Raw genomic sequence first — 24,691 nt, 5'->3', positions numbered from 1 at the left:
TCATCCTTTTGATCAAAGGTTTGAATTGCGAATGCACCAGACCTAGCGCATTATAGCGATAATCGTAAGTAAGCACAATTTGGACCAATAGTGTCATTTTGTATACTATTGACGTTTTCTGCGGATTTAAGGAGCCATTTGATGGCATCGAGATTGGCCTGCCCCCCGGATCGCAGCCCCGGCTGCCCGGTCGAAGGGACACTGGACGTGATTGGTGGCAAATGGAAGGGTGTCGTCCTGTTCCATCTGCTGGACGGGACAAAACGGTTCAATCAATTGCGTCGTCTGATGCCCGGCGTGACACAGCGCATGCTGACCCGCCAACTGCGCGAGATGGAGGCCGACGGCCTGATCCACCGCGAAGTCTATGCCGAAGTCCCGCCGCGCGTGGAATACAGCCTGACGGCCAAGGGCGAAACGCTGCGCCATATTATCGTGGCTCTCAAGGACTGGGGCGAAACCCACGTTCCCTATTATGCCACCAAACCCGAAACCGACGTCGCCTGACTGCCGGTTGGATCAGGCCGATTTCGCCATCTGTAAAGGCCGCGCCATTTTCCAGAATGTCGTGCGATCATAACCATCGTGAACGCCTTCACCGGCGATTTCAAAGCCGCGCGACTTGAAAAAGGCAATATTACCGGTCAGTTCAACCCGAACGTGGAGCCGCATGTTTGCCTTGCCCGCCTTTCCGGCATGGGCGCAGGCCGCCTCGACCAGTGCCTTGCCAATGCCGCCGCCCTGAATGGACGGATCAACCGACAATTTATAAAGATAGGCGTCTTTGCCAACATCCTCGATCCAGACCTGGCCAATGACACGACCCGCTGAATCATGGGCCAGAAACAGCGTATCACGGGCAAACCGCCATTGAAGTTCGGCAATATTGACCGATTTTGCCGAACTTGGCGGATCGACGATATCGTCCTGAAAGGCAAAGGCGGCCAGCAGAATTTCAACAAGCCGGTCGAACGGAACAAGGGCGGGATCGCTGGGCGATGTGATCTCGATACTGGACGTCATGGATTTCCGTGTGCAAAACTGTCACTGTGCAGCGCGAAATATACGATATAATTCGTGCAAGGATGGAATTTATATGCCTATCGGACCTCAACCCTTGACGTGACGGGTTGATCAACTATGTTCCGCCTCATTGTTTCCCAGCCGGATATGATGCCCTGATGCATAACTTTCTGGATTTTGAAAAGCCGATCGCCGAACTCGAAGGCAAGATCGAAGAATTGCGCCACCTGACCGGCAATGATGAAGTCAACATCGCCGACGAGGTCGCACGCCTGCAGGACAAGCTGACCAAGCTGCTGCAAAGCACCTATGGCAAGCTGACCGCATGGCAGAAAACGCAGGTTGCCCGTCATCCTGATCGCCCGCATTTCACCGATTACGTCGCCCACCTGTTCGAGGGTTTCACCCCGCTTGCCGGTGACCGCCTGTTTGGCGAAGACGAAGCCATCATTGGTGGTCTGGCCCGTCTGCAGGGCCGCAGCGTCATGGTGATCGGTCATGAAAAGGGCCGCGATACCGAATCCCGCGTAAAGCACAATTTCGGCATGGCCAAACCAGAAGGCTATCGCAAGGCGATCCGCCTGATGCGCATGGCCGAACGTTTTGGCATTCCGGTTATCACACTGGTTGATACGGCCGGTGCATTCCCCGGTGCCGATGCCGAGGCGCGCGGACAGTCCGAAGCCATCGCACGGTCAATCGAAGCCTGCCTTGATATCAAGGTTCCGCTGATTTCGGTCATTATCGGCGAAGGCGGATCGGGCGGTGCCATCGCGCTTGCGGTCGCAAACTCGGTCATGATGCTTGAAAACTCGATCTATTCCGTGATCTCGCCGGAAGGCTGCGCCTCGATCCTGTGGCGTTCGGGTGACGAGGCCAAAACGGCGGCCGAAGCCCTTCGCCTGACCGCACAGGACCTTCACCAGCTGGGTGTGATTGATGAAATCATTACCGAACCGCTGGGTGGCGCACAACGTTCGCCGGTTGATGCCTGCAAACGTGTTGGCACCGCAATCGTCAAAGCACTGGAAGCCATGGACAATGTCGAAGGCGGTGTGCTCAAGGCGCGTCGTCGTGACAAGTTCCTTGATATGGGCCGTCACGGTCTGAACTGATTTCGCAGGGCGCAGTCGTCAGCAAGTCTGATCTGCGCCCTGTTCGTGTTTTCTTTCCGGCGCAGTCCCGCCCGTCGGTGAAAACCCCGGCTGCCGCGCCTTTTGAACCGGTACCCACCGGGAGGGTTTAATGGAAACGCTGCGCCGGATCGTCGAATCTTCAAAGTTCCAGAATTTCATCACTGCGGTCATTGCGATCAACGCGATCATTCTCGGACTTGAAACTTCCCAAACCGTCATGAATGCCGCCGGATCGATCCTGTATCTGCTTGATCAGATCGCGGTCGCGATTTTCGTCATCGAACTTCTGATGAAACTGGCCGTGTATCGGCTGGGCTTTTTCCGGCGATCATGGAACATCTTTGATTTTACCATTGTCGCCATCACCCTGCTGCCGATGGGGCAGGGCGTATCGGTATTGCGTGCCCTTCGAATCCTGCGTGCCTTCCGCCTGATTTCGACGGTACCCTCCATGCGCAAGGTCGTCGAAGCCCTGATGAAGGCCATTCCCGGTATGGTGTCGGTCCTGACCCTGCTGTTGCTGGTGTTTTATGTGTCTGCCGTCATGGCGACCAAGCTGTTCGGATCGGGCTTCCCCGAATGGTTTGGCACCATCGGCGCGTCGCTTTATTCCCTGTTCCAGATCATGACGCTCGAAAGCTGGTCGATGGGAATCGTCCGCCCGGTTATGGAAATCTATCCGCTGGCATGGCTGTTTTTCGTGCCTTTCATCCTGGTCACCACCTTTGCCGTTCTGAACCTGTTCATTGCCATCGTCGTCGATGCCATGGCCACCCATGTTGACGTCGAAGAAACGCAGACTCGCACTGAACTCGGCCTTGATCATCACGAAATCCTGCGGGAATTGCGGGAATTGCGTGCCGAAGTCACCCGTCTGGCCGATGGCAAAAAGGACATTGAAACGGTTCGCGAACCCGGCGAATAGCGCGCTATGCCTTGCTGAACCGCGGGTCAGCCCGCTGCTTTTATCCGGAAAATTAGCATTTCCCCATCAAAGGGGGTGGTTCTTTGCCCCAAACCTCGTCTAATCTTTCGACAAAATGTCGGGAGATCGGGGAATGAAGCTTACGTTTGCGGGGACAGGTTCGGCATTCTGCATGGCGGCTGACAATTTCCAGAGCAATATGGTTCTGGAAGCAGTTCAGCCCGGCAGTGACCAACCGGCACGCATGTTGATTGACTGTGGTTCAGATGCACGGCACTCGCTGCGCAATCTGGGCTATATGCCCAATGACTTTGATGCTGTTTATATCAGCCATCTGCATTCGGATCATATTGGCGGTCTGGAATGGATGGCACTGGCCAATTATTTCATTTTCGAAGGTCATCAGGCCAAACTGTTTGCCGTTCACGACCTGCTTGAACCGCTTTGGGAACACAGCCTGCGCGGCGGACTTCAGATCAGCGATCAGGGCAACAACAGCCTGTCATCCTATTTCAAGGTCAATGAACTCAGCCCGGCCAAGGGGTTTGAATGGCAGGGCGTGCATTTTGATGTCATCCCGGTTGAACATATCGTGACGTCCCAGGGGACGATGCTTTCCTACGCGCTGTTCGGGCATGGAAAAAAACAAAGCTTCTTCCTGACGACAGATGCGATTTTCAACCCTGATGCCCATATGCCGCTGTACCAGAAAGCAGATATCATTTTTCAGGACTGCGAACTTGGTCCTCGCCACTCAGGCGTTCATGCCCATTACGAACAGCTTGTGACCCTTCCTGCCGATATCAAAGCCAAAATGTGGCTCTATCACTATCAGGCCTATCCAAAGCCCGATGCGGATTCTGACGGCTTTTGCGGCTTTGTTGAACCGGGTCAAAGTTTCGAACTTGGCTAAAACCTTAAAGGCCGGGTACATTCTGCATCAAAACGAGCAATAGGAACGGGTAAAAAATCCGTTCCGACAAGAATACGGGACCCGTGAATGCCAAAGTCGGTTTTTGCCTATATCTGGCAACACAGCAGCTTACAGCAGATTATCCTGACTTTGGTCACGGTGATCTCCTTTCCATTTCTGTATTACTCGCTGGATTTGCCAAAGCTGATCGTCAACCAGGCAATCGGTGGCGCTGGCGAACCTTATGATGTTCTTGGCATCGAACTGAACCAGATCGAATATCTGTTCACCCTGTCTGGTATCTTTCTCGCGCTGGTCTTCATCAATGGCGGGTTCAAATATTTCATCAACGTCTATGTCGGCGTGATGTCCGAACGGCTTTTGCGCCGGTTGCGCTATACCCTGTTTGAACGGGTTCTGCGTTTTCCGCTGCCGCATTTCCGTAAAACCAGCCAGGGCGAAATCGTTTCCATGATCACCGCCGAAGCAGAACCGCTTGGCGGTTTCTTTGGCGAAGCGTTTTCGCTGCCGCTTTATCAGGGCGGTATTCTGGTCACGATCACCGCCTTTATCTTTATTCAGGACCCGTTGATGGGGCTGGCGGCAATTTCGTTTTATCCGTTGCAGGGCTACCTGATCCCGAAACTGCAACGCCGCGTGAACCAGCTTGGCAAACAGCGCGTGCAGAATGTGCGCCGCATGTCTGAACATATCGGCGAAGTCGTTGCCGGTGCGACCGATATCCGCGCCCATGAAACGCAGGGTTTCGAGCTGACCCATTTCACCCAGCGGATGGGCCGGATTTTTGAAATCCGCAAGGAAATCTATTTCCGCAAATTCTTTATCAAGTTCCTGAACAACTTCATCGCCCAGATCACGCCGTTCTTCTTCTATTCCATCGGCGGTTATCTGGTGATCATGGGCGATCTCAGCTTCGGCGCGCTGGTCGCGGCCCTTGCCGCCTACAAGGATATGTCGGCCCCCTGGAAAGAGCTTCTAGCCTATTACCAGCGCCTTGCCGATGCGCGGATCAAATATGAACAGCTTCACGAACAGTTCGAACTGCCTGATCTTGGCCGTGAACACGAACTGATCGCGCCGAAATCCGAACGCCTGCCCGGACCGCTTGATGTCGCGGCCCTGTCATGGGTCGATGATGACGGCACCCGGGTTGTTGAAAATGTGTCGTTCAACATGCCCTTGCCGGGCTCGGCTCTTCTGACCGGCTCGGCTGACAGCGGAAAATCGCAACTGGCCCGCCTGATCGCGCGGTTACTGACCCCGACCGGTGGCCGCATCCAGTTCAGCGACCGCAATGCCGAAGACCTTCCGGCATCCACATTCGGGCAACGTCTGGCCTATATCGGCAATGACGCCTATCTGTTTAACGGCACCATCGCCGACAACCTGTTTTATGGCCTGAAACACCGACCGATCCTTGCTATCAAAACCGGCGATGAAAAAGACGGTGACGGCGATGACGAAAACCTGAAACTGCCGCTGCCGAAATTTGTCGACCATATCGAACTGACCGATCCGACCGATCTGCCATGGCGTCTGACCGACGAGATGTACGACGAAATCAAGCGGTCCGGTAATATCCCCTATGACCCGGCGGCAGAATGGATCGACTATATCGGTCCGGGCTTCAATTCGATTGATGAATTGAAGGTCGAACTGATGCGCCTGCTTGAAGTCGTGCAGCTTGACCGCGATATTTACCGCATCGGCCTGCAACGCCGCATTGATCCGAAAGAACGCCCGGATCTGGTCGAAGCCGTTCTGACGGCCCGCCCGAAACTCAAGGAAATCCTTGCCGAACGTGGCCTGTCCGATCTGGTCGAACCCTATGACATTGATCTTTACAACGACAACGCACCGGTCGGCGTCAACATTCTGTTTGGTGCCCCGGCCCGGTCCGATTTCGAACGCACGGCATTTCTGTCGCATCCCTATATGCAGGAAGCCCTGCGCGAAACCGGGCTTTACGACGTCATGATCAGCATGGGCCGCGACACGCTTGATCTGATGGTTGAACTGTTTACCGGCCTGCCGCCCGGACACGAATTCTTTGACCGTTACAGCTTTATCTCGGCCGACGAACTGCCCGAGGTCAAAAACATGCTGAAACGCACCGACGGGGTCGCGATCACGGATATGCGCGCCGAGGACAAGCTACGCCTCCTTGACGTCGCCATGAACCTGACCCCGGCACGCCATCGTTTGCGCGTCATCGATGACGAATTCCGCAAGCTGGTCCTCAAAGCGCGTCCGAAATTCTATGGCAAACTGCCCGACGATCTGGCGGACATGATCGACTTCTTCAAGGTCGATGAATATGCCGCGGCGGCGCCCGTCATCGACAACCTTCTGTTCGGTCGTTTTGCCTATGGCCGTGCAAATTCCGAAGAACGTGTTGGCGAAGTACTGTTTGAAATCGCCCATGAGGGCGGCCTTTACGAGGCGCTTGTCACACTTGGCCTTGATAGTCAGGTCGGTGTCGGCGGCAGCCGCGTTTCACAAAGCCTGCGTCAGAAAATCGCGCTGGTCCGTGCCCTGATCAAGAATCCCGATCTGATGGTTGTGGACGAAGCTCTTTCGGCATTGGACCGTGAAACACGCGAACAGGTCATTGACTGGCTGACCGGGCAATCCGAACATCGCAGTGTGATCTGGGTTGATGGTGATGAAACCGACAGCCAGCGTTTCGGAACCTATCTGCATATGGCGAACGGCAAAATCGTTAAACGCCAAAGCCATGCAATCGACGATGCCGACGCCGAACAGGCCGAAGACGAAGTCGCCGAAACCGCATCTGATACAAATGATGGCAGCATCGAACAGGAAGTCCGGCTGCTTCGGACCATTCCGCTGTTTGCCGGCCTTGACCCCAGCGTGATCAAGCTGCTTGCCTTTACCAGCCCGCGTCTGACCTTCAAACGCGGCGAGGTTCTGGTCAAACAGGGCGACCCGGGGGATGCGGCCTTTATCGTGATTTCCGGGCGCGGTGAAATCTGGCTGACGACCGACGAAGCCCAAACAATCAAGCTTCGCGATGTCGAACCCAAGGAAGTCATTGGTGAAATCGCCCTTCTGGTCGATGCACCGCGTTCCGCAACCATTCGCGCGGTCGAGGAAATGACGGTCCTGAAACTCGATAAAAACGAGTTCCTTGGCCTTGTCCGACAGGACCAGGCGGTTGCCGTTCAGCTGATCCGCGTTCTGGCCCACCGTGTTGATGTCACCACCAAACAGCTTACCAGCCGCAGTGGCTGAGTGAATTACACTCGACCGGACCTGTTATGAACAAGCTTGCCTCCATCATCATCGCCGCCGTTTTCGCCATCGCCTTGCTTGGCGGAATGGCGGCGATGATCGGCGGCGGGCTTTTGGGTGCCATTGTCTTTATCATCGGCATCCCGGTCGCCTTTCCGATGTCCACCAGCATCGTTGTGCTGTTCTTTGCCGTGATCATCATCCGCACCGTCATCGAGAAACGGCGCGAACGCCGCGAAATGCGCGCTTTTCTCAAAGATAACGCCGACGATTGAATATCCGCACAGCCCCCGACAGAAAAAACATCTGCTTTCGACCGGGGCTTGCCAAAAAAACCGCATCAAATCGCATCGAGTTCGGAGACCTCCTCTGCCAGCTTGTTGATAGCCTGCTGGCAGTTCAACAAAACAGGGGCTGACGCCATAGGCGCGGCCTTGTTTCAAGGAGGTTTTCATGACGGCACAACTCAAAGAACAGCGCTGCGTGTCGTTAAGCCAGCTGTCCGATCTTCGGCTTCTGCGCGAACACGCTTATATTGATGGTCGCTGGTGCTCGGCCGACAACCGTCAGGTTATCGAAGTCACCAATCCGTTCGACGGTGCGTTTCTTGGAACCGTGCCCAATATGGGCATTGCCGAAACCCGTAACGCCATTGCCGCGGCCCATGCGGCCTTTCCGGCATGGGCCGCCCTTCTGCCGCAGGATCGCGCCGCGCGTCTGCGCCGCTGGTTTGATCTTCTGATCGAAAACAAGGAAGACCTCGCCCTTCTGATGACACTTGAACAGGGCAAACCGATTTCGGAATCCCGTGGCGAGATTGATTATGCCGCAAGCTTCATCGAATTCTTCGCCGAAGAAGCCAAACGGGTGAATGTCGAAAATATTTCGTCCCACCTGCCCGGTCGCAATATGACCGTCAAACGCGAACCGGTTGGCGTCACCGCGGCAGTAACACCGTGGAACTTCCCGTGTGCGATGATCACGCGCAAGGCCGCCGCCGCACTGGCCGCCGGTTGCACCATGATTGTCCGCCCGGCGACCGAAACGCCGTTTTCGGCCACCGCCCTTGCCGAACTGGCCGAACGGGCCGGTATCCCGGCCGGTGTCTTTAACGTCGTGACCGGCGATCCCAATCCGGTTGTTGGCGAACTTTGCGGCAACCCGGTTGTGCGCGCACTGTCCTTTACCGGCTCGACCGAAGTCGGCCGACTGCTGCTGTCGCAAGGGGCTCAGACCGTCAAAAAGATGTCGATGGAACTGGGCGGACATGCCCCGTTTATCCTGTTCCCCGATGTCGATCTGGATGAGGCTGTCAATCACGCCGTTGGTGCCAAATTCGCCACCAGCGGGCAGGATTGCCTTGCCGCGAACCGCATCTTTGTCCATCGTGATATCTATGATGCGTTCCTTGACAAATATGCCAAGGCAATCGGCGAACTGCGCGTTGGCAACGGGCTTGATGACACCACCGAAATCGGTCCGCTCATGCATGATCGTGCGGTTGCCAAATGCGATGAACATGTTGCAGATGCCCGCGCCAAGGGTGCCCGCGTTCTGACCGGTGGCAAAAAGATGGGCGGGCTGTTCTATGCCCCGACCCTTCTGGCCGATGTGACCGAAGATATGAAAATCTATCACGAGGAAACCTTTGGCCCGGTTGCCCCGGTCATCCCGTTCGATACCGAGGAAGAAGTCATCAGCCGCGCCAATGATAGCGAATATGGTCTGGCGGCCTATGTCTATACCAAGGATCATGATCGCGCCGCGCGTGTTTCAAACGCACTTGAATACGGCATGGTCGCACTGAACTGCGTGAAAATCACCGGCGCACCGGTCCCGTTTGGTGGCGTCAAGCAATCCGGCCTTGGCCGCGAAGGGTCGCGCCACGGCCTCGAAGAATTCACAGAACTCAAATATGTCTGCGCCGCGTTCAAACAGTAACATGCGCAGCAGCCACCGCATTCACATGGGAGAAGCAAAATGAATGTCATCAAAAACACCACCGCCGATTTGCAGGAAATGGATCGCGCCCATTTCATGCATCCCTCGACCCACATGCGCCAGCACGCGGCGGGCGAAACCCCCAACCGCATCATCAATGGCGGCAAGGGCATCTATATCCATGATACCGAAGGCAAGGAATCCCTTGATGCCTTCGCCGGTCTTTACTGTGTGAATGTCGGTTATGGCCGTACTGAAATCGCCGATGCGATTTACGCCCAGGCCAAGGAACTGGCCTATTACCACACCTATGTCGGGCACGGGAACGAGCCGGTCATCCGCCTGTCGGATCGCATCGTCAAATCCGCCCCCGAAGGCATGCAGCGCGTCTATTACGGCATGTCGGGGTCGGATGCGAACGAAACCAACATCAAACTGATCTGGTATTACAACAATATCCGCGGCCTGCCGCAGAAGAAGAAAATCATCTCGCGCTGGCGCGGTTACCATGGTTCGGGCATCATGACCGGCAGCCTTACGGGGCTGGCCGCCTTCCACAACGCGTTTGACCTACCACGTGCGCCGATCCTGCACACCACCTGCCCGCACCATTACTGGAATGCCGACGCGGGCGAGACAGAGGCCGAATTTGCCAAACGCTGTGCCGATGACCTTGAAAAAATGATCCTGCGCGAAGGCCCGGAAACCGTTGCCGCCTTCATCGGCGAACCGGTCATGGGTACGGGCGGCATCATCACCCCGCCCGAAGGATACTGGGACGCGATCCAGAAGGTGCTGAACAAATATGATGTTCTTCTGGTCGCCGACGAGGTTGTCACCGCCTTTGGCCGTACCGGGTCCTATTTCGGGTCGCACCATTACGGCATGAAGCCCGACCTGATCACGATTGCCAAGGGTGTCACATCTGGCTACCTGCCGCTGTCGGGTGTCATCATTGGCGAACGCGTCTGGAAGGTTCTGGAACAGGGTTCGGATCAGATGGGGCCGATCGGCCATGGCTGGACCTATTCCGCCCATCCGGTCTGTGCGGCTGCCGCCAATGCCAACCTTGATATTGTCGATGGTGAAAACCTGACCGGCAATGCGGCCGATACCGGGGGCTATTTCCAGAAACGCCTGCGCGAAACCTTTAACGAGCATCCGCTGGTTGGCGAGGCGCGCGGTGTCGGCCTGATGGCCGCACTGGAATTTGTCGCCGATAAAACCAAAAAGGAACGGTTCGATCCGAATGCGAAAATCGGTCCGCGCGTTTCGGCCGCCTGCCTTGAACGCGGCATGATCGCACGTGCCATGCCGCATGGCGATATTCTGGGCTTTGCCCCGCCGCTTTGCATCACCAAGGCCGAAATCGACAAGGTCATCGACATCGCCAAACAGGCCGTCGATGCGGTTGCTAACGAGGTCGCAAGCGGCAAGTAACCCGTCTCACACCATCCCACCCGGTCTTCTTTATGACGACCGGGTGCACCACAGAGGCCGGACCCATGCCGGCCTCTGTTTTTTTGTCAGTACAAAATCTTTTTTTCGACACCTGCCTCTACCAAGCAGACAAAAAGAAACCCCTGCGGCCAACATGGCAGGGGTTTCCGATATCATCCCGCTAAGGGGGAATTGCGGTCAGAGATGATTACATCTCGGTGCCGAATTCCTTGCGGAGCGCTTTCAGCACTTCTTCGGTGTCACCACCGACTTCCTTGACAAGGCTGTCACCAATACCGGCCGACGCCTTTTTGAATGCCGCGCGCTGTTCATCATTCAGACGAATGACTTCGATTTCCGGCTTGGCTTTCTTGATGCGATCAAGTGCCTCGGCATTTGCCTTTTGCTGCGCTTCGTAGATGAAGTCATCAAGTTCCGATTTGACTTCCTTGAGCATATCCTTGCGCTCGTCAGACAGACCTTCATAGAAGGCGGCATTTGATACCACGGTGGTGGTATATTGCTGCTGACCGGCATAGATCAGATAGTCGGTAACTTCATAGAATTTCGCACTTTCGATGAAGAAGATCGGGTTGACCTGTGCATCGATCACGCTGGTCTGAAGGCCGGAATAAACTTCACCCCAAGGCAACGCCACCGGATCGGCACCGAAGGACTCATAGCTTTCGATCAGGATCGGCGACGTCATGACGCGGAATTTCACCCCGTCAAATTCGGACGGCTGGGTCACCTTTTTCTTGGTGGTCCAGACCATCTCGCCTTCGGGATACATGGTATAAAGCTTAAGACCCTTGGACTCAAAATCCTTCGACAGACCGTCATAGATCGTCGGGCTGCTCGACAGGACTTCCTTGTTCACCTCGTTATCCTGCGACAGCAGGTAGGGAACGCCGAAAACCTGAATTTCCGGAACGAAGGTGCCCAGATGGCCCGGCGACGCGTTCGAGAACTGGACAGCCCCCGCCGTCGTCAGTTCGGTAATGTCGTTTTCGGTACCCAACTGGCCATAGGTGTAGACGGTAACCGTCACATCACCGTTGGTTTTTTCCTCGACCAGGCGCTTGAATTCCTGTGCATACAGGTCCTGCACATCGCCCGGGCTTTCTTCATGCGCAAATTTCCATTCTTCGGCTTGGGCGGCTGTCCCGGCAACCGCAAAGATTGCGGCGGCAGACAGGGTCGCCTTGAAGAGCTTGTTCAAACTCATATCGAAGTCTCCCTTATTGTGCCGCGACGACCGGGATCTAACCCTTAATCGGCGGCGATTAGTTGGCACATCAATGTTATGAACGCGCAAAGTGTTGAAATGTTCCTGCATCAGGTCAATGTTAGTTTTGTATCATGACAAAATAACATTGACGTCTACACATTAACCCTCAGGTCATGTTAGGGTTGGAAAAACCCCCAAGGGGGCACAAGGGTAGAAAAGGCTGGAAATCAACAGGATGTGGCTGCCAAATATTGACCTGAGCGGCGATACGGGACCGAAATACAAGGCCCTTGTCGAAGCGATCATCACCGATATCGAGGCAGGACGCCTTCGCCATGATGTCCGCATGCCGACCCATCGTGAACTGGCCTATCGGCTGCATGTCAGCGTGCAAACCGTCAGTGCGGCCTATAAGGAAGTAGAACGACAGGGTTATCTCAGGTCGGAACGACGTCGCGGCACATTCGTTCAGGCACGCCTGACAGATCGCGCATCGACCTTCATTCTGGACAATCGCCAGCCCGACCTGATCGACCTGTCGATTGTGCGCACGGCCTATACCGATTTCCACAATGATCTGTCGCGCCAGATACACGGCAAACTGGCCGAGGAAACCCACCACAACTGGATGGAAAGCTGCCGCCCGGTCGCAGGGTTCGAATACCACCGCGAAATCGGCAGCAAATGGCTGGCATCGATGGGAATTTCGGCCGAGCTTCCCAACATCCTGATCACCAATGGCGCGGCACAGGGGGTCTTTACCGCCCTTGCCACCGTGGTTCAGCCCGACGATGTCGTGCTGACCGAAAGCCTGACCGATCATGGTGTCATTGGCACCGCCAGCATCCTTCGCTTCAAGCTGGGCGCATTGCCAACCGATGACGAAGGCATTCTGCCCGACGCGTTTGAACGTGAATGCCGTGCGCGCCACATCCGCGCCCTTGTCGTGACCCCGATCTACACCAACCCGACCAACTGCCTGATGGGGCTGGAACGGCGCAAACGAATCGCCGAGATCGCCGAACATTACGGCGTTTATGTCATCGAAGACGATGTGTATCGCCCGCTTCTGGAACAGAACCTGCCCCCGATCACAAGTTTCCTGCCGCGGCTGGGCTTCCATGTTTCCAGCCTGACCAAGATCGTCATGCCGGGGCTTCGTACCGGTTTTCTGGTCGTGCCACAGCATCTGTCGATCCGTGCCAGCAGCGTTTTGCGAGTCACCGGCTGGATGGGCACCCCCCTGATGGCCGAGATCGGCGCGCGCTGGATCACTGATGGCACCGTTGATCAGGCGGTAACGGTCCAACGCGCCCTGATGCGTGAAAGACAGGCCCTTGTTGCCGAAATACTGGGGGATGCCGTGGTCCGCCATCACCCCACATCGCTAAGCGCCTGGGTGCGCATTCCGCATCACTGGCAGGAAGAATGGTTCGCATCAGAACTGAGGAAAAACGGCGTTGCCGTGACGATTTCCGACCCGTTCATGACGGTCAAGGTCCCCCGCCCGAATGCCATCCGGATTTGTGTCGGCGGAGCGGTGGATACCCCGTCCCTGCATCACGGGCTGATGCAGATCCGCCATACGATGGAACAGATGCCGGGTGTCCATGCCTTCGACGTTATGTATTGATTTTTGTGTCATGACAAAAATCTGATTGAACCGTCACAAACCGTTTTTATTCTGACGGTCTGGCGCGAAGCGAACAGGAAACGTGTGGGAGGGAACCAATAACCACACACAACGTTCAGCAAGAATGTCTCGCACGCGCATCATGGAGGTCGTATGTCAGATTCTAACGGGGAGGCTCCCTCGCCACAAGGCGGGGTGCTGTCGGTGCTGAAACGGCTTGATGACGGTTTATCCGTTGTCGAGCGTCAGTTGCTGGGGTGGAGCATCGTGATCATGGCCGTCAATACGGTCGCCAATGTGATCATGCGGCTGGGTTTCAGTTCGAGCATCTTCTTTTCCGAAGAGCTCAATCAATTTCTGATCATTCTTGTCACGTTTGTCGGCATCAGCGAGGCCGCCCGCATGGGTCGCCACATTCGCATGTCGGCCTTTACCGATATGCTGGGCCCACAGGCCAGCAAGATCATGATGATCATCATCACGCTGGGCACAGCCGCCCTTCTGTTTCTTCTGGCATGGTACTCCGTCGGCTATGTTTCATCCCTGATCCAGTCGAACCGACTGACACCGGCCCTTCGCATCCCCTATTATTTCACCGTCCTCATCGTACCCTTTGGCCTGACGGTCACGGGGATCCAGTTCGTACTTGCCGCGGCAACGAATATCTTCAGACCGGGGACGCATCTGTCCTACCGGGTGGAAGATACGTTTTCCGACGCTGACGACCATCATCTGTAGGGGGACGGAAAATGGATCTTGGAACCACAATTCTGATTGTGATGCTCGTCCTTCTGGTGCTGGGCTTCCCGATGATGGTGCCGCTGACCATGGCCAGCGTCGTCGCTTTCACCTTCTACATGCCGATTGATCCCAAAATTCTGATCCAGCAAATGGTGACGGGGATCTCGCCGGTGGCACTGATTGCCGTGCCGATGTTCATCTTTGCCGCCGATATCGTGACAAAGGGGCATACGGCCAACCGGCTTATCGACCTTGCCATGACCTTTGTGGGCCATGTCCGCGGCGGCCTTGCGGTCACCACCGCCCTTGGCTGCACGATGTTTGGGGCTGTTTCGGGTTCGACACAGGCAACCGTGGTCGCGATGGGCGGCCCGCTGCGTCCCAAAATGCTGAAAGCCGGTTACAAAGACAGCTTTGCCATGGCCCTGATCATCAATGCCAGTGACATCGCGTTTCTGATCCCGCCATCAATTGGCATGATCGTGTTTGGCGTGGTCGGCAAGGTGTCGATTGGTGAATTGTTCCTGGCTGGTATCGGCCCGGGCATCCTGATCCTGCTGATGTTTTCGGCTTATTGCATTTACTACGCGAAAAAGAACAACATCCCGACCATCCCGCGCATGGGCTGGGCAGAACGTGGCAAGGCCGTCATCAATGCCGGTCCGGCCATCATGTTCCCGGTTCTGATTGTTGGCGGCATTTATCTCGGCTGGGTCAGCCCGACCGAAGTCGCAGCCGTTTCCGTGGTTTATGCCATCATTCTTGAAGTCATGATCTTCAAGTCGGTGAAATGGTCCGAACTTCTGGAAATTGCCCGTTCGACCGGCCTGATTACCGCTGTGGTCTTCATCCTTGTCGGCGCGGGGACAACATTCTCGTTCGTGATTTCCTTTGCCCAGATCCCGCAGCACGTGATCGGTGCATTGGGCCTTGAAGGCGCAAACAGCTATCTGATCCTGGCTGCAATCTGCATCGCGTTCTTTATCGGTTGCATGTTCGTTGATCCGATTGTGGTCATTCTGGTTCTGACACCGATCTTCATGCCGCTGGTGCGCGATGCCGGGCTTGATCCGGTTCTGGTTGGCACGCTGGTGACCCTGCAGGTCGCCATCGGGTCGGCAACACCACCATTTGGCTGCGATATTTTCACCGCCATCGCGATCTTCAGGCGACCTTATTACGAGGTCATCCGGGGCACGCCGCCCTTTATCTTCATGCTTCTGCTAGCCGCGGTGATTCTGGTCTTTGTTCCGCAGATCGCATTGTTCCTGCCGACCATGGCATTCCGTTAATCGGCAGGAATCCGGGATCGTCCCGGAAAAGACGAACCACAATATCAAACCGGGGTGCGGGCATTCATTGCCCCGCCCCATCAAGGAGTTCAGGACGATGTCCGTTGCCCCCGCGGTCACGCCAGAGCCGGTAGACCTGTCCTATTTGCCCGATCCGGTTGCCCCGGCCGGGCGGATCGGATTGATCACGCTTGCCACCGATTTCAACGGCGAGGATGACCTGCGCCGCATCATTCCCCATGATGTTGGCCTGTTCACCACCCGCATTGAAAATGCCAATCCCATCACGGTCGACACCCTGCGCAGCATGGCCGACGATCTGCCGCGTGCCGCCCGCACCCTGCTACCGGGATATGGTGTGGATGTTGCCATTTTCGGCTGCACATCGGGGACGGCGGTGAATGGATCGGACCGGATCGAAGCCCTGATCAACATGGGCATGCCCGGTACGGCGGTGACCAATCCGTTGCTGGCGGCCGATGTCGCATTGCGAACAATCGGTGCGCAAAAAATCGCCGTGGTCGCCCCCTATGTTCTTGATGTCACCCGTTCCGTTGCCGAACAGCTGATCGTGCGCGGTTTCGATGTGACCCGGCTGCTGGGTTTCGGGCTTGAAAACGATATTGATATGACGGCAATCCCGCCCGATGCCCTGTTGGCTGCGGCATTACAGGCCAACAGCCCGGATGCCGATGCCGTGTTCATTTCCTGCACGGCCATCCGCTCCGCCGAGATTGCCGAACGTGCGGAAAAGCTTTTGGGCAAGCCGGTAATTACCAGCAATCAGGCCATGATCTGGCACGCCCTGAATCTGATGAAATACGACAAACCGGTCACAGGGTTCGGAACCCTGTTTGACCACGCCCCACACAAATCGTAACGAGGTCGCCATGAAAGAACCCATCACACTTGGTGATGTGCTTTCTGCCCGCAAAACCATTGCGGGACACGTGATCCATACACCACTGCGTCCGTCCGCCAGCCTGTCTGAGCGGATCGGATCGCCCGTGTGGCTGAAATGCGAACACCAGCAATATACCGGCAGCTTCAAGCTGCGCGGGGCGGCAAACGCCGTTCTGAAACTCTCGCCCGAACAAAAGGAAAAGGGCGTGGTCGGGGTATCAACCGGCAATTATGGCCGCGCTCTTGCCAATGCGGCGCGCAATGCCGGGGTTCGCGCCGTGATCTGCATGTCCGAACTGGTCCCGAAAAACAAGGTCGAAGGCATCCGCGCCCAGGGGGCCGAAATTTGCATTTCCGGCGCCTCTCAGGACGAGGCCCAAAAGGAAGTGGATCGTCTGGTTGCGGAAAACGGCATGACCATGCTGCCGCCCTTTGACCATGCCGATATCATCGCCGGTCAGGGAACCCTTGGCCTTGAAATCCTTGAACAGCTTCCGGAAACCGACACGCTTCTGGTGCCGCTATCGGGCGGCGGGCTTCTGGCAGGTGTGGCACTGGCGGCGAAGTCGATCAATCCGGCCATCCGGGTTGTCGGCATTTCGATGGAACGCGGCTGTGCCATGATCACAAGCCTGCAGGAAGGCAAACCGACCGCGGTTAAGGAACTGCCGACACTGGCCGACAGCCTCGGCGGCGGTATCGGGCAAAACAACCAATACACCTTCGATATGTGTGCCGATCTGACCGATGACTTTGTTCTGGTGAATGAAACCCAGATCGCGGACGGCATCCGCGCCGCCTATCACGATGACCAGCAGGTCATCGAAGGGGCCGCCGCCGTTGGCATCGCGGCCCTTCGCGCCGGATTGATCGACAATCCCGGCACCACGGTGGTTCTGTCCACCGGCTGCAATATCGACATGGATTTGCATAAACGTATTGTCGGCGGCGAAGACGTCGACCTGATGGCGGAGTAACCGATATGCCCAACATCAGAATTCTGACCGAAGCCGACCTTCGCAACGTGATCACCCTTGATACCGATGCGATTGCCTGTATCGAAAATGCCTTTCTGGCACTGGCGACCAAGGATGTCCGGATGCCGCCGATCCTTCGGCTTGATATCGACGATCACAATGGCGAGGTCGATGTCAAAACCGCCTATGTCCCCGGACTGGACAGTTTCGCCATCAAAATCAGCCCCGGCTTCTTTGACAATCCCAAGCTTGGCCTGCCGTCGGTCAACGGGTTGATGAACCTGTTTTCAGCCAAAACCGGCCTGCTCGAAGCCGTGATGCTCGATAATGGTTATCTGACCGATATCCGCACCGCTGCCGCCGGGGGCGTTGCCGCCAAACATCTGGCGCGCAAGGATGCAAAACATGCCGCGATCTTCGGGGCCGGTGTGCAGGCGAAATTGCAGCTTCAGGCGCTTAAACTGGTGCGTGGCATCACATCGGCCACCATCTGGGCACGCGATATGGCCAAGGCCGAAATCTGTGCCGCCGCCTGCGCCAGCGAACTTGGCCTGTCCGTAACCGCAACGCCCGATGGCCGGGCCGCGGCACAGGATGCTGATATCATCGTCACCACCACCCCCGCACGTGAACCCGTCCTTTTATCGGACTGGGTCAAACCCGGCACCCATATCACCGCCATGGGGTCGGATGCGGAACATAAAAACGAAATCGACCCGGCATTGATCGGCCGGGCAGACCTTTATGTGTGCGACAGCCTTTCGCAATGCCGGATTCTGGGTGAACTGCATCACGCCATTGATGCCCGGATCATCAAGGCCGACCACACATTTCCAGAACTGGGTCAGATTATTGCCGGATCGGCGTCGGGACGTGCTTCCGACGATGCGATCACGGTTGCCGATCTGACCGGTACGGGTGTCCAGGACACCGCAATCGCCACCCTCGCCCGCGCCCGCTGCGATGCAGCCAAGGCCGGGACCGAGATCACGTCGTAATAACAAAAGGAAACAGGGTCAGGAAAAACTGAAACCCCGCCTTTTTTGGAGGCCTGCAATGAGCCAGGTTGAACTGAATTTCACGCGCGAGGAATATGCCGAGCGTCTGGAAAAAACAAAAAAAGCCATGGTGGAAAAGGGGCTCGATCTTCTGATCGTGACCGACCCATCAAACATGGCCTGGCTGACCGGCTATGACGGCTGGTCGTTTTATGTTCACCAATGCGTGCTTGTCCCGATAGAGGACGACCCGATCTGGTTCGGGCGATCACAGGATGCAAACGGGGCAAAGCGCACGGTCTATATGACCCATGACCGCATCATCCCCTATGCCGATTACTATGTGCAATCGACCACCCATCACCCGATGGATTACCTGTCCGAGGTGATCGAACATCGCGGCTGGGGCACGCGCAATATCGGTGTTGAAATGGATAACTACTATTTCTCCGCCAGATGTTACGCCCAATTGCAGGCCCATCTGCCCAATGCAAAGTTCCATGATGCCACGGCACTGGTGAACTGGCAGCGTGCCGTAAAGTCCGAGACCGAGATTTTCTATATGCGCCAGGCGGCCCGCATCGTCGAAAACATGCATGAACGCATTTTCGAAGTCGTCGAACCGGGCATGAAGAAAAACGAACTGGTCGCCGAAATCTACCGTTCGGGGATTGTCGGCATTGACGGGATCGGCGGGGATTACCCGGCGATTGTGCCGCTGCTGCCGTCGGGTGCCGATGCCGGTGCGCCGCATCTGACCTGGGATGACAAACCGATACCGGGCGATGCCGGAACATTTTTCGAGATTGCCGGTTGCTATAAACGCTATCATGCGCCGCTGTCGCGCACGGTCTATCTGGGCCAACCTGAACAGCGTTTCCTTGATGCCGAAAGTGCCCTGATCGAAGGCCTTCAGGCTGGCCTTGAAGCCGCCAAACCCGGCAATGTCTGCGAAGACATCGCCAATGCCTTCTTTGGCGTCTTGCAAAAATACGGCATCCACAAAGACAGCCGGTGTGGCTATCCCATCGGGCTTTCCTACCCGCCAGACTGGGGCGAACGCACCATGAGCCTGCGCCCCGGTGACCGCACAGTCCTTGAACCCGGCATGACATTCCATTTCATGCCCGGACTCTGGTTTGATGACTGGGGGATCGAGATCACCGAAAGCATGATGATCACGGAAACCGGCAGCAAGACACTGACCAGTTATCCAAGGCAGTTATTCGTCAAAAACTGACGCAAACAACGCCGATCAAAATCGCACCGCAGATAAAATGCCGGTGCAAGACTGCCACGCAGGATACCGACGGTCGCGGTATCCTGCCTATATGCAAGGAAACGGCCATGACAAAGAAATCCCCGATTACGCCAACCATCCCGTTCGATCAGGATGGCGTTCATCACGGCTTTTTAAAGCTGCCCTATTCGCGTGACGATTCCGCGTGGGGGGCTGTGATGATCCCGATTACGGTCATTCGCAACGGCGATGGGCCGACCGCCCTTCTGACCGGCGGCAATCACGGCGATGAATACGAAGGACTGGTATCGCTGTTCAAACTGGCCGGGAAACTCTCGCCCGCCGAAATCCGCGGGCGCGTGATCATCCTGCCTGCCATGAACTTCCCGGCATTCCTCAATGCGTCGCGGACATCCCCGATTGACAAGGGCAACCTTAACCGCAGCTTCCCCGGCAAGGCCGACGGTACGGTAACACAGAAAATCGCCGATTATGTTCTGCGCCATCTGGTGCCCGAAGCCGACATCGTCCTTGATCTGCATTCCGGCGGCAAGACGCTTGATTTCATTCCCTTTGCTGCCGTCCACGTCCTTGAAGACAAGGAACAGGAAGCCCGCTGCATAAGCGCGATGAAGGCCTTTGCTGCCCCCTATTCGATGATGATGCTCGAACTTGATTCGGTCGGCATGTTTGACACCGTGGTCGAGGAAGCCGGCAAAACATTCGTCACCACCGAACTGGGCGGCGGCGGCTCGACCACCGCCGAACGGGTGGCGATTGCGGATCGCGGGGTGCGCAACCTTCTGATCCATGCCGGTATTCTGACCGGTGAACCGGACGTCCCCGACGAGGGCAGCGTCATGCTTGATATGCCGGACGGCAATTGCTTTGTCGCGTCGGTTTCAGGCGGCCTGTTCGAACCCTGCGTCGATCTGGGTGAAACGGTTTTGCGCGGTGATCTGATTGCGCGCGTTTACGATGCCAACCGGACCGGCGGGGTGCCAACCGAATACAAGGCACCGCGCGACGGCATCGTCGCCTGTCGCCATTTCCCCGGCCTGATCAAGACCGGGGATTGTCTTGCTGTCATTGCCGAGGTGGTCGGGAAATGATCAGGCTGGATGATCAGGATCTGAAAATCCTGCTCACGCTGCAACGCGAGGGGCGCATCACCAAGGTCAAACTGGCCGAGGCGGTGAACCTCTCGCCAAGCCCGTGCTGGGAACGGCTCAAACGCCTCGAAGACCTTGGCGTGATTTCGGGCTATCACGCCCATATCAATCTTGAAATGCTGGTCAAGCCGACCCTTGTGATGACCGAGGTAACATTGCGCCATCACCAGCACGAGGATTTCGCGATTTTCGAAAAGGCGGTTCAGGATATCCCGGAAATCGTCGAATGCTACGCCCTTGGCGGCGGGGTGGATTACATGCTCAAGGTGCTGTGTCGTGATGTCGATGCCTATCAGCGTCTGATCGACGGGCTTCTGATCGCGGGGATCGGCATTGACCGTTATTTCACCTATATCGTCACCAAAAAGGTCAAGGTAACACCGGTCCCGCCAATTGACGCCCTTCTGGATCCCGGGGGGCGAAAATAACACCTAACACCCAATACCCAACATTGACGGGCGAAACACCCTATCCCCTGAATTTAAACGCTTCCCAACCTGCCAAACTTGTGGCGAAATCGGTTTTATCAGATGGCCTATGGGGGATGGGTGATGAAACCGGGCGTTACGATGATCAGGACCATGACCGTCGGCATTTTGGCTATCGGCCTTGCCGCCTGCCAGACGGTCACCCCATCCCCATCCGCCCCGGCACCCTCGCCCGTCCCGTCGCAAACACCCCTTGCCCCGGCCAATGTTTCCGATCCCGGCAGCATCGCCTTTCGGATCAACCCGTCGGGCAACGGGGCCTATTACGGCTGGCAGATGCAGATCGTAAAGGCGGCGCGCAACAAGGGTTTCAAACCCTTCACCACCGAACAGCTTTCCGCCGGACAGATGAAGGAATACACCCTGTGGCCCGACAGCTATCAGGTCAGGGTCTATCGGCTGGGTGAACTGAAATCGGAAAGCTGGGTCGATGTACTCCCCGGCGAAGTGACGGTGGTTTATGCCGATTACGGTCTGTTTTCCGAAGACGTCAAAATCAGCCGCGAACCCGATCCCGCCCGGATTGATCCGAATATCGACACCACGATATGGCGCATACCGATCAGCACCACCTATGGCCCGGAAACCCTTTTTACCGATGACGGATACCAGGCGGAATATACCGGCCCGAAAAATAACGGCAATCCGGTCGGCACCGGCACGGTCGAAATCACCCGCAACGGGCAGCCCTTTGCCGAAATCGACAATGCCGACATTACCGGCGACAAAATCACCGGCGACATCGAATATGCCGATGGCCGCGTGGTGGACGGCGACTATCTAAGCGACAGCCACCAGATCGAACCGGGCAGCACGACCAAATGGCCCGATGGCACAAGCTTTACCGGTACCTATCGCGTGTTTGACCCGCTTGAAGGTGAATTGCGCATGGCGGACGGCAATGTCTGGCAGGGACCGGTGCGCGAACGCAAGCCTTCTGGTCAGGGGCGCCTGACCTGGTGGGAAGGCGGCTGGATGGAACTGCCCGAAGGATTGGCATTTCCAAACCAGACCGGCGAATTCGTCTGCGGCGGGGAAACCGTCCCGGCCGGTGAATGCTATTATTATGGCGGCGAAAAACTTTCGGGGCCGGACGAACTGGCCACCCTGATCGAACGTGATCGCCAACTTGCCGCAAAAGCCGCCGAAGCCGCCGCACAAAAAGCCGCAACCGAAGCCACCCAACAGCAGGTCGCGGCCCAAGGCGGCTGCCGCAATGCCAGCGGCACATTCCGCGACAATACCGGCAATTCCACCCTTCAACTCGACTCCCCAGGCCAAGGGAGTGGTAATTTCGTCAGTTACACCTATGGCAGTGCGCAAAAATACCGGTTCGAGATCGGTTTCACCTATGTCACCACGCCCGACAGCATTTCGGTCACCTATGGCAACGGCACCTATAGCGATGCGGCAACCGGGCAGGTCCTGCAACGCATGAGTGTACCGTCGGGCACCGTACCATGCCGGTTTGACGGTAATCTTCTGGTGATGGACGGGGTCGAATACCGGCAGTAATCAAACGAACAAACCGCCGAAAACATCCCTACCTGCAATTAAACTCTTGGGCGAAACAAAGGCGAAAAGCGGCCAAACCGCCCCAATCCCCTTGATATTGGCCGCAAATTTGCCCACAGGCACACGTAACATTTTTGTCAGATGACAAGGAGATTGTTGCGTGTCTGCACCTGAAAAAACCAGTGAGTCTGCGGAAAACAACCGCGGCGATAAAATCTTTTTTGCTGCTTTCATGACCGGCATCGCCGCGATCAGCTTTGGCATCGGTGCGTTTGTCATACTGGCCGAAGTCCCGCCCTATCAGTCGATGAAAAATGCCTGGCGCGCGGGCACGGCATTATGGGAACAGCGCACCAAATACAGCAGCGTCGAACGGCTTGATTTCTGGTCCCCGGCCCGCACCGAAGAAACCGGTGTCACGATCAATAAAGCCGACAAGACCCAGAAAGGTCTGACCCTGTATTCATCGGGGGACGGGCCGCATGCCGTTCTGATCGATATGGGTGGTAACATCGTCCATGAATGGCGCATGCCGTTTAGCGAAATCCACGATGAAACATCGCCGATCCCCAACCCGCAAAAAGACGATTTCATGCATTGGCACACGGCCAAAATGGCACCTGATGGCGACCTGATCGTGCAATATACCGCGGCGGGCGATACGCCCTATGGCTATGGCATGGCCAAGATCGACCGCAACTCCAAACCGGTCTGGAAATATCTGGGGACCGCGCATCACGATTTTTCGATTGCGCCCGATGGCCGGATTTATGCCCTGACACAGGAATTCCGCTTTAACACATATGCCAACCGCAAACAGCTCACCCCGCCACGTCTGGACGATTTCGCGGTGATCCTGTCACCCGAAGGCAAGGAAATCAAACGTGTCTCGATCCTCGATGCGCTGATCAATTCAAGCTACGCCAACATGGTCGATTTCGCGCCCTATTTCTCGAACGAGGATGTGCTGCACACCAACACGATCCAGTTGATTACCGAAGAAACCGCGCAAAACTTTGCCAAGGGCAAGGCGGGCGATGTTGTTCTGTCCTTCCGTGATCTTGGCATCATTGCCGTGCTTGATATGGATGCGGAAAAAGTCGTCTGGGCAACACGCGGCCCGTGGCTTGGGCAGCATGACCCGGATGTCCTGCCAAACGGCGATATCCTGCTGTTTGACAATCAGGGACAGCTTGCCGATCCGGAAGCCGGACAATCGCGCATCCTGCAAATCGATCCGGAAACCAACGGCATCACCTGGGAATACAAGGGCACAGCCGAACAGAAATTCGACAGCAACATCCGCGCTGATCAGCAACGCCTTGCCAATGGCAATACCCTGATTACCGAATCAAGCGGCGGACGACTGCTCGAAGTCACCCCGGAAGGCGAGATCGTCTGGGAATACCACAACCCGATCCGCCGCGATGATCCCGATAACCCCGGCCAAAAACTGATCCCCGTCGTGTCGCAGTCTGAGCGCATCAGCGATGAACGCGCGACCCTTTATCGCGATACCGACTTCACCCCGACCTCCACGAATGGAGACATCCAATGAAACAGAACATGAAACTGCTTTCGATCGGCACCGCCACGATTGCCGCGGCCACCCTTCTGACCGCCCTTCCCGCACAGGCCTATGTCGGGCCGGGTGCCGGGCTTAGCTTGCTGTCCGCCTTGTGGGCTGTTCTGGCCGCCGTATTTGTCGCGGTCGGCTTTGTCCTGCTGTGGCCGATCCGCAAGATGATGCGCAAACGCAAACGCGCGCAGCAAAACACCGCCAGCACCACGCATTCGGCATCTTCCAGTGCATCCCATCAGCCCAAAGCCTGATCGGGAACAGCGAC

At 56.4% G+C, this 24,691-nt stretch carries 22 protein-coding genes; 20 read left to right on the top strand and 2 right to left on the bottom strand.

The genetic code is table 11. The features are described 5' to 3' along the window. The first annotated feature begins 141 nt into the window (after window positions 1-141). Window positions 142-507 carry a winged helix-turn-helix transcriptional regulator gene (locus TH3_RS02700; RefSeq protein ID WP_007088930.1) on the top strand — a complete coding sequence of 122 codons (366 nt, stop codon included), beginning with the start codon at window positions 142-144 and terminating at the stop codon, window positions 505-507. Window positions 508-519: 12 nt separating this feature from the next. Here the strand turns inward: TH3_RS02700 and TH3_RS02695 are convergent, their stop codons facing one another. Continuing rightward, window positions 520-1,023: a GNAT family N-acetyltransferase gene (locus tag TH3_RS02695; RefSeq protein ID WP_007088931.1), complete on the bottom strand. Its 504-nt coding sequence runs from the start codon at window positions 1,021-1,023 to the stop codon at window positions 520-522. 158 nt (window positions 1,024-1,181) lie between these two features. Between TH3_RS02695 and TH3_RS02690 the strand changes: the two genes are divergently transcribed. From TH3_RS02690 to TH3_RS02660, 7 genes are all read left to right on the top strand, one after another. Then, a complete protein-coding gene (locus TH3_RS02690) occupies window positions 1,182-2,138 on the top strand; it encodes an acetyl-CoA carboxylase carboxyltransferase subunit alpha (RefSeq protein WP_007088932.1) in 957 nt (318 codons plus the stop codon). A gap of 130 nt (window positions 2,139-2,268) precedes the next feature. Next, window positions 2,269-3,084, top strand: coding sequence for an ion transporter (locus tag TH3_RS02685; RefSeq protein ID WP_007088933.1), 816 nt, complete (start codon window positions 2,269-2,271; stop codon window positions 3,082-3,084). 133 nt (window positions 3,085-3,217) lie between these two features. Continuing rightward, window positions 3,218-3,997: an MBL fold metallo-hydrolase gene (locus TH3_RS02680; protein WP_007088934.1), complete on the top strand. Its 780-nt coding sequence runs from the start codon at window positions 3,218-3,220 to the stop codon at window positions 3,995-3,997. A gap of 87 nt (window positions 3,998-4,084) precedes the next feature. Continuing rightward, window positions 4,085-7,273 carry an ABC transporter transmembrane domain-containing protein gene (locus tag TH3_RS02675; RefSeq protein WP_007088935.1) on the top strand — a complete coding sequence of 1,063 codons (3,189 nt, stop codon included), beginning with the start codon at window positions 4,085-4,087 and terminating at the stop codon, window positions 7,271-7,273. Window positions 7,274-7,299: 26 nt separating this feature from the next. Continuing rightward, window positions 7,300-7,548: a hypothetical protein gene (locus TH3_RS02670; RefSeq protein WP_007088936.1), complete on the top strand. Its 249-nt coding sequence runs from the start codon at window positions 7,300-7,302 to the stop codon at window positions 7,546-7,548. A gap of 178 nt (window positions 7,549-7,726) precedes the next feature. Further along, window positions 7,727-9,214 carry an NAD-dependent succinate-semialdehyde dehydrogenase gene (locus TH3_RS02665; protein ID WP_007088937.1) on the top strand — a complete coding sequence of 496 codons (1,488 nt, stop codon included), beginning with the start codon at window positions 7,727-7,729 and terminating at the stop codon, window positions 9,212-9,214. A 39-nt stretch (window positions 9,215-9,253) separates the two neighbouring features. Further along, window positions 9,254-10,654, top strand: coding sequence for an aspartate aminotransferase family protein (locus TH3_RS02660; RefSeq protein WP_007088938.1), 1,401 nt, complete (start codon window positions 9,254-9,256; stop codon window positions 10,652-10,654). A 208-nt stretch (window positions 10,655-10,862) separates the two neighbouring features. Here the strand turns inward: TH3_RS02660 and TH3_RS02655 are convergent, their stop codons facing one another. Continuing rightward, window positions 10,863-11,882, bottom strand: a complete 1,020-nt coding sequence (locus TH3_RS02655; RefSeq protein WP_007088939.1) for a TRAP transporter substrate-binding protein — start codon at window positions 11,880-11,882, stop codon at window positions 10,863-10,865. A gap of 238 nt (window positions 11,883-12,120) precedes the next feature. Here TH3_RS02655 and ehuR point away from each other — a divergent pair, with 238 nt between their 5' ends. From ehuR to TH3_RS02595, 12 genes are all read left to right on the top strand, one after another. After that, a complete protein-coding gene (gene ehuR, locus TH3_RS02650) occupies window positions 12,121-13,518 on the top strand; it encodes a MocR-like ectoine utilization transcription factor EhuR (RefSeq protein WP_007088940.1) in 1,398 nt (465 codons plus the stop codon). Between the two features lie 153 nt (window positions 13,519-13,671). Continuing rightward, window positions 13,672-14,256, top strand: a complete 585-nt coding sequence (locus tag TH3_RS02645; protein WP_223304984.1) for a TRAP transporter small permease — start codon at window positions 13,672-13,674, stop codon at window positions 14,254-14,256. 11 nt (window positions 14,257-14,267) lie between these two features. After that, entirely contained in the window at window positions 14,268-15,551 is a 1,284-nt protein-coding gene (locus tag TH3_RS02640) for a TRAP transporter large permease (protein WP_007088942.1), read from the top strand. Window positions 15,552-15,648: 97 nt separating this feature from the next. Beyond that, entirely contained in the window at window positions 15,649-16,431 is a 783-nt protein-coding gene (locus TH3_RS02635; RefSeq protein WP_007088943.1) for a maleate cis-trans isomerase family protein, read from the top strand. Window positions 16,432-16,441: 10 nt separating this feature from the next. Next, window positions 16,442-17,431 (top strand): hydroxyectoine utilization dehydratase EutB, encoded by a 990-nt coding sequence (eutB, locus tag TH3_RS02630; RefSeq protein WP_007088944.1) that lies wholly within the window; start codon window positions 16,442-16,444, stop codon window positions 17,429-17,431. A gap of 5 nt (window positions 17,432-17,436) precedes the next feature. Next, window positions 17,437-18,429 (top strand): ectoine utilization protein EutC, encoded by a 993-nt coding sequence (eutC, locus tag TH3_RS02625; protein WP_007088945.1) that lies wholly within the window; start codon window positions 17,437-17,439, stop codon window positions 18,427-18,429. A gap of 58 nt (window positions 18,430-18,487) precedes the next feature. Beyond that, window positions 18,488-19,669 (top strand): ectoine hydrolase DoeA, encoded by a 1,182-nt coding sequence (doeA, locus tag TH3_RS02620; RefSeq protein ID WP_007088946.1) that lies wholly within the window; start codon window positions 18,488-18,490, stop codon window positions 19,667-19,669. Between the two features lie 107 nt (window positions 19,670-19,776). After that, window positions 19,777-20,781, top strand: a complete 1,005-nt coding sequence (doeB, locus tag TH3_RS02615; RefSeq protein ID WP_007088947.1) for a N(2)-acetyl-L-2,4-diaminobutanoate deacetylase DoeB — start codon at window positions 19,777-19,779, stop codon at window positions 20,779-20,781. Continuing rightward, on the top strand, window positions 20,778-21,269 hold the full coding sequence (locus TH3_RS02610) for an Lrp/AsnC family transcriptional regulator (RefSeq protein WP_007088948.1): 492 nt from the start codon (window positions 20,778-20,780) through the stop codon (window positions 21,267-21,269). The genes doeB and TH3_RS02610 overlap by 4 nt, the downstream gene beginning before the upstream one ends. Window positions 21,270-21,392: 123 nt before the next feature. Further along, window positions 21,393-22,844, top strand: a complete 1,452-nt coding sequence (locus TH3_RS02605; RefSeq protein WP_139328114.1) for an MORN repeat-containing protein — start codon at window positions 21,393-21,395, stop codon at window positions 22,842-22,844. A gap of 160 nt (window positions 22,845-23,004) precedes the next feature. Beyond that, window positions 23,005-24,402, top strand: coding sequence for an arylsulfotransferase family protein (locus TH3_RS02600; RefSeq protein ID WP_007088950.1), 1,398 nt, complete (start codon window positions 23,005-23,007; stop codon window positions 24,400-24,402). Continuing rightward, the gene (locus tag TH3_RS02595) at window positions 24,399-24,677 is read left to right on the top strand and encodes a hypothetical protein (RefSeq protein ID WP_007088951.1); all 279 of its coding nucleotides are present in this window, start codon (window positions 24,399-24,401) and stop codon (window positions 24,675-24,677) included. Before TH3_RS02600 ends, TH3_RS02595 begins: the two co-directional genes overlap by 4 nt. Window positions 24,678-24,691: the final 14 nt, after the last annotated feature.

Origin of the sequence: Thalassospira xiamenensis M-5 = DSM 17429 (genome assembly GCF_000300235.2) — a bacterium.
In the GTDB taxonomy this organism is placed as follows: Bacteria; Pseudomonadota; Alphaproteobacteria; order Rhodospirillales; family Thalassospiraceae; genus Thalassospira; species Thalassospira xiamenensis.
Note: the sequence above shows the minus strand (reverse complement) of the source record. Positions and strands in the feature narration are given on the sequence as shown.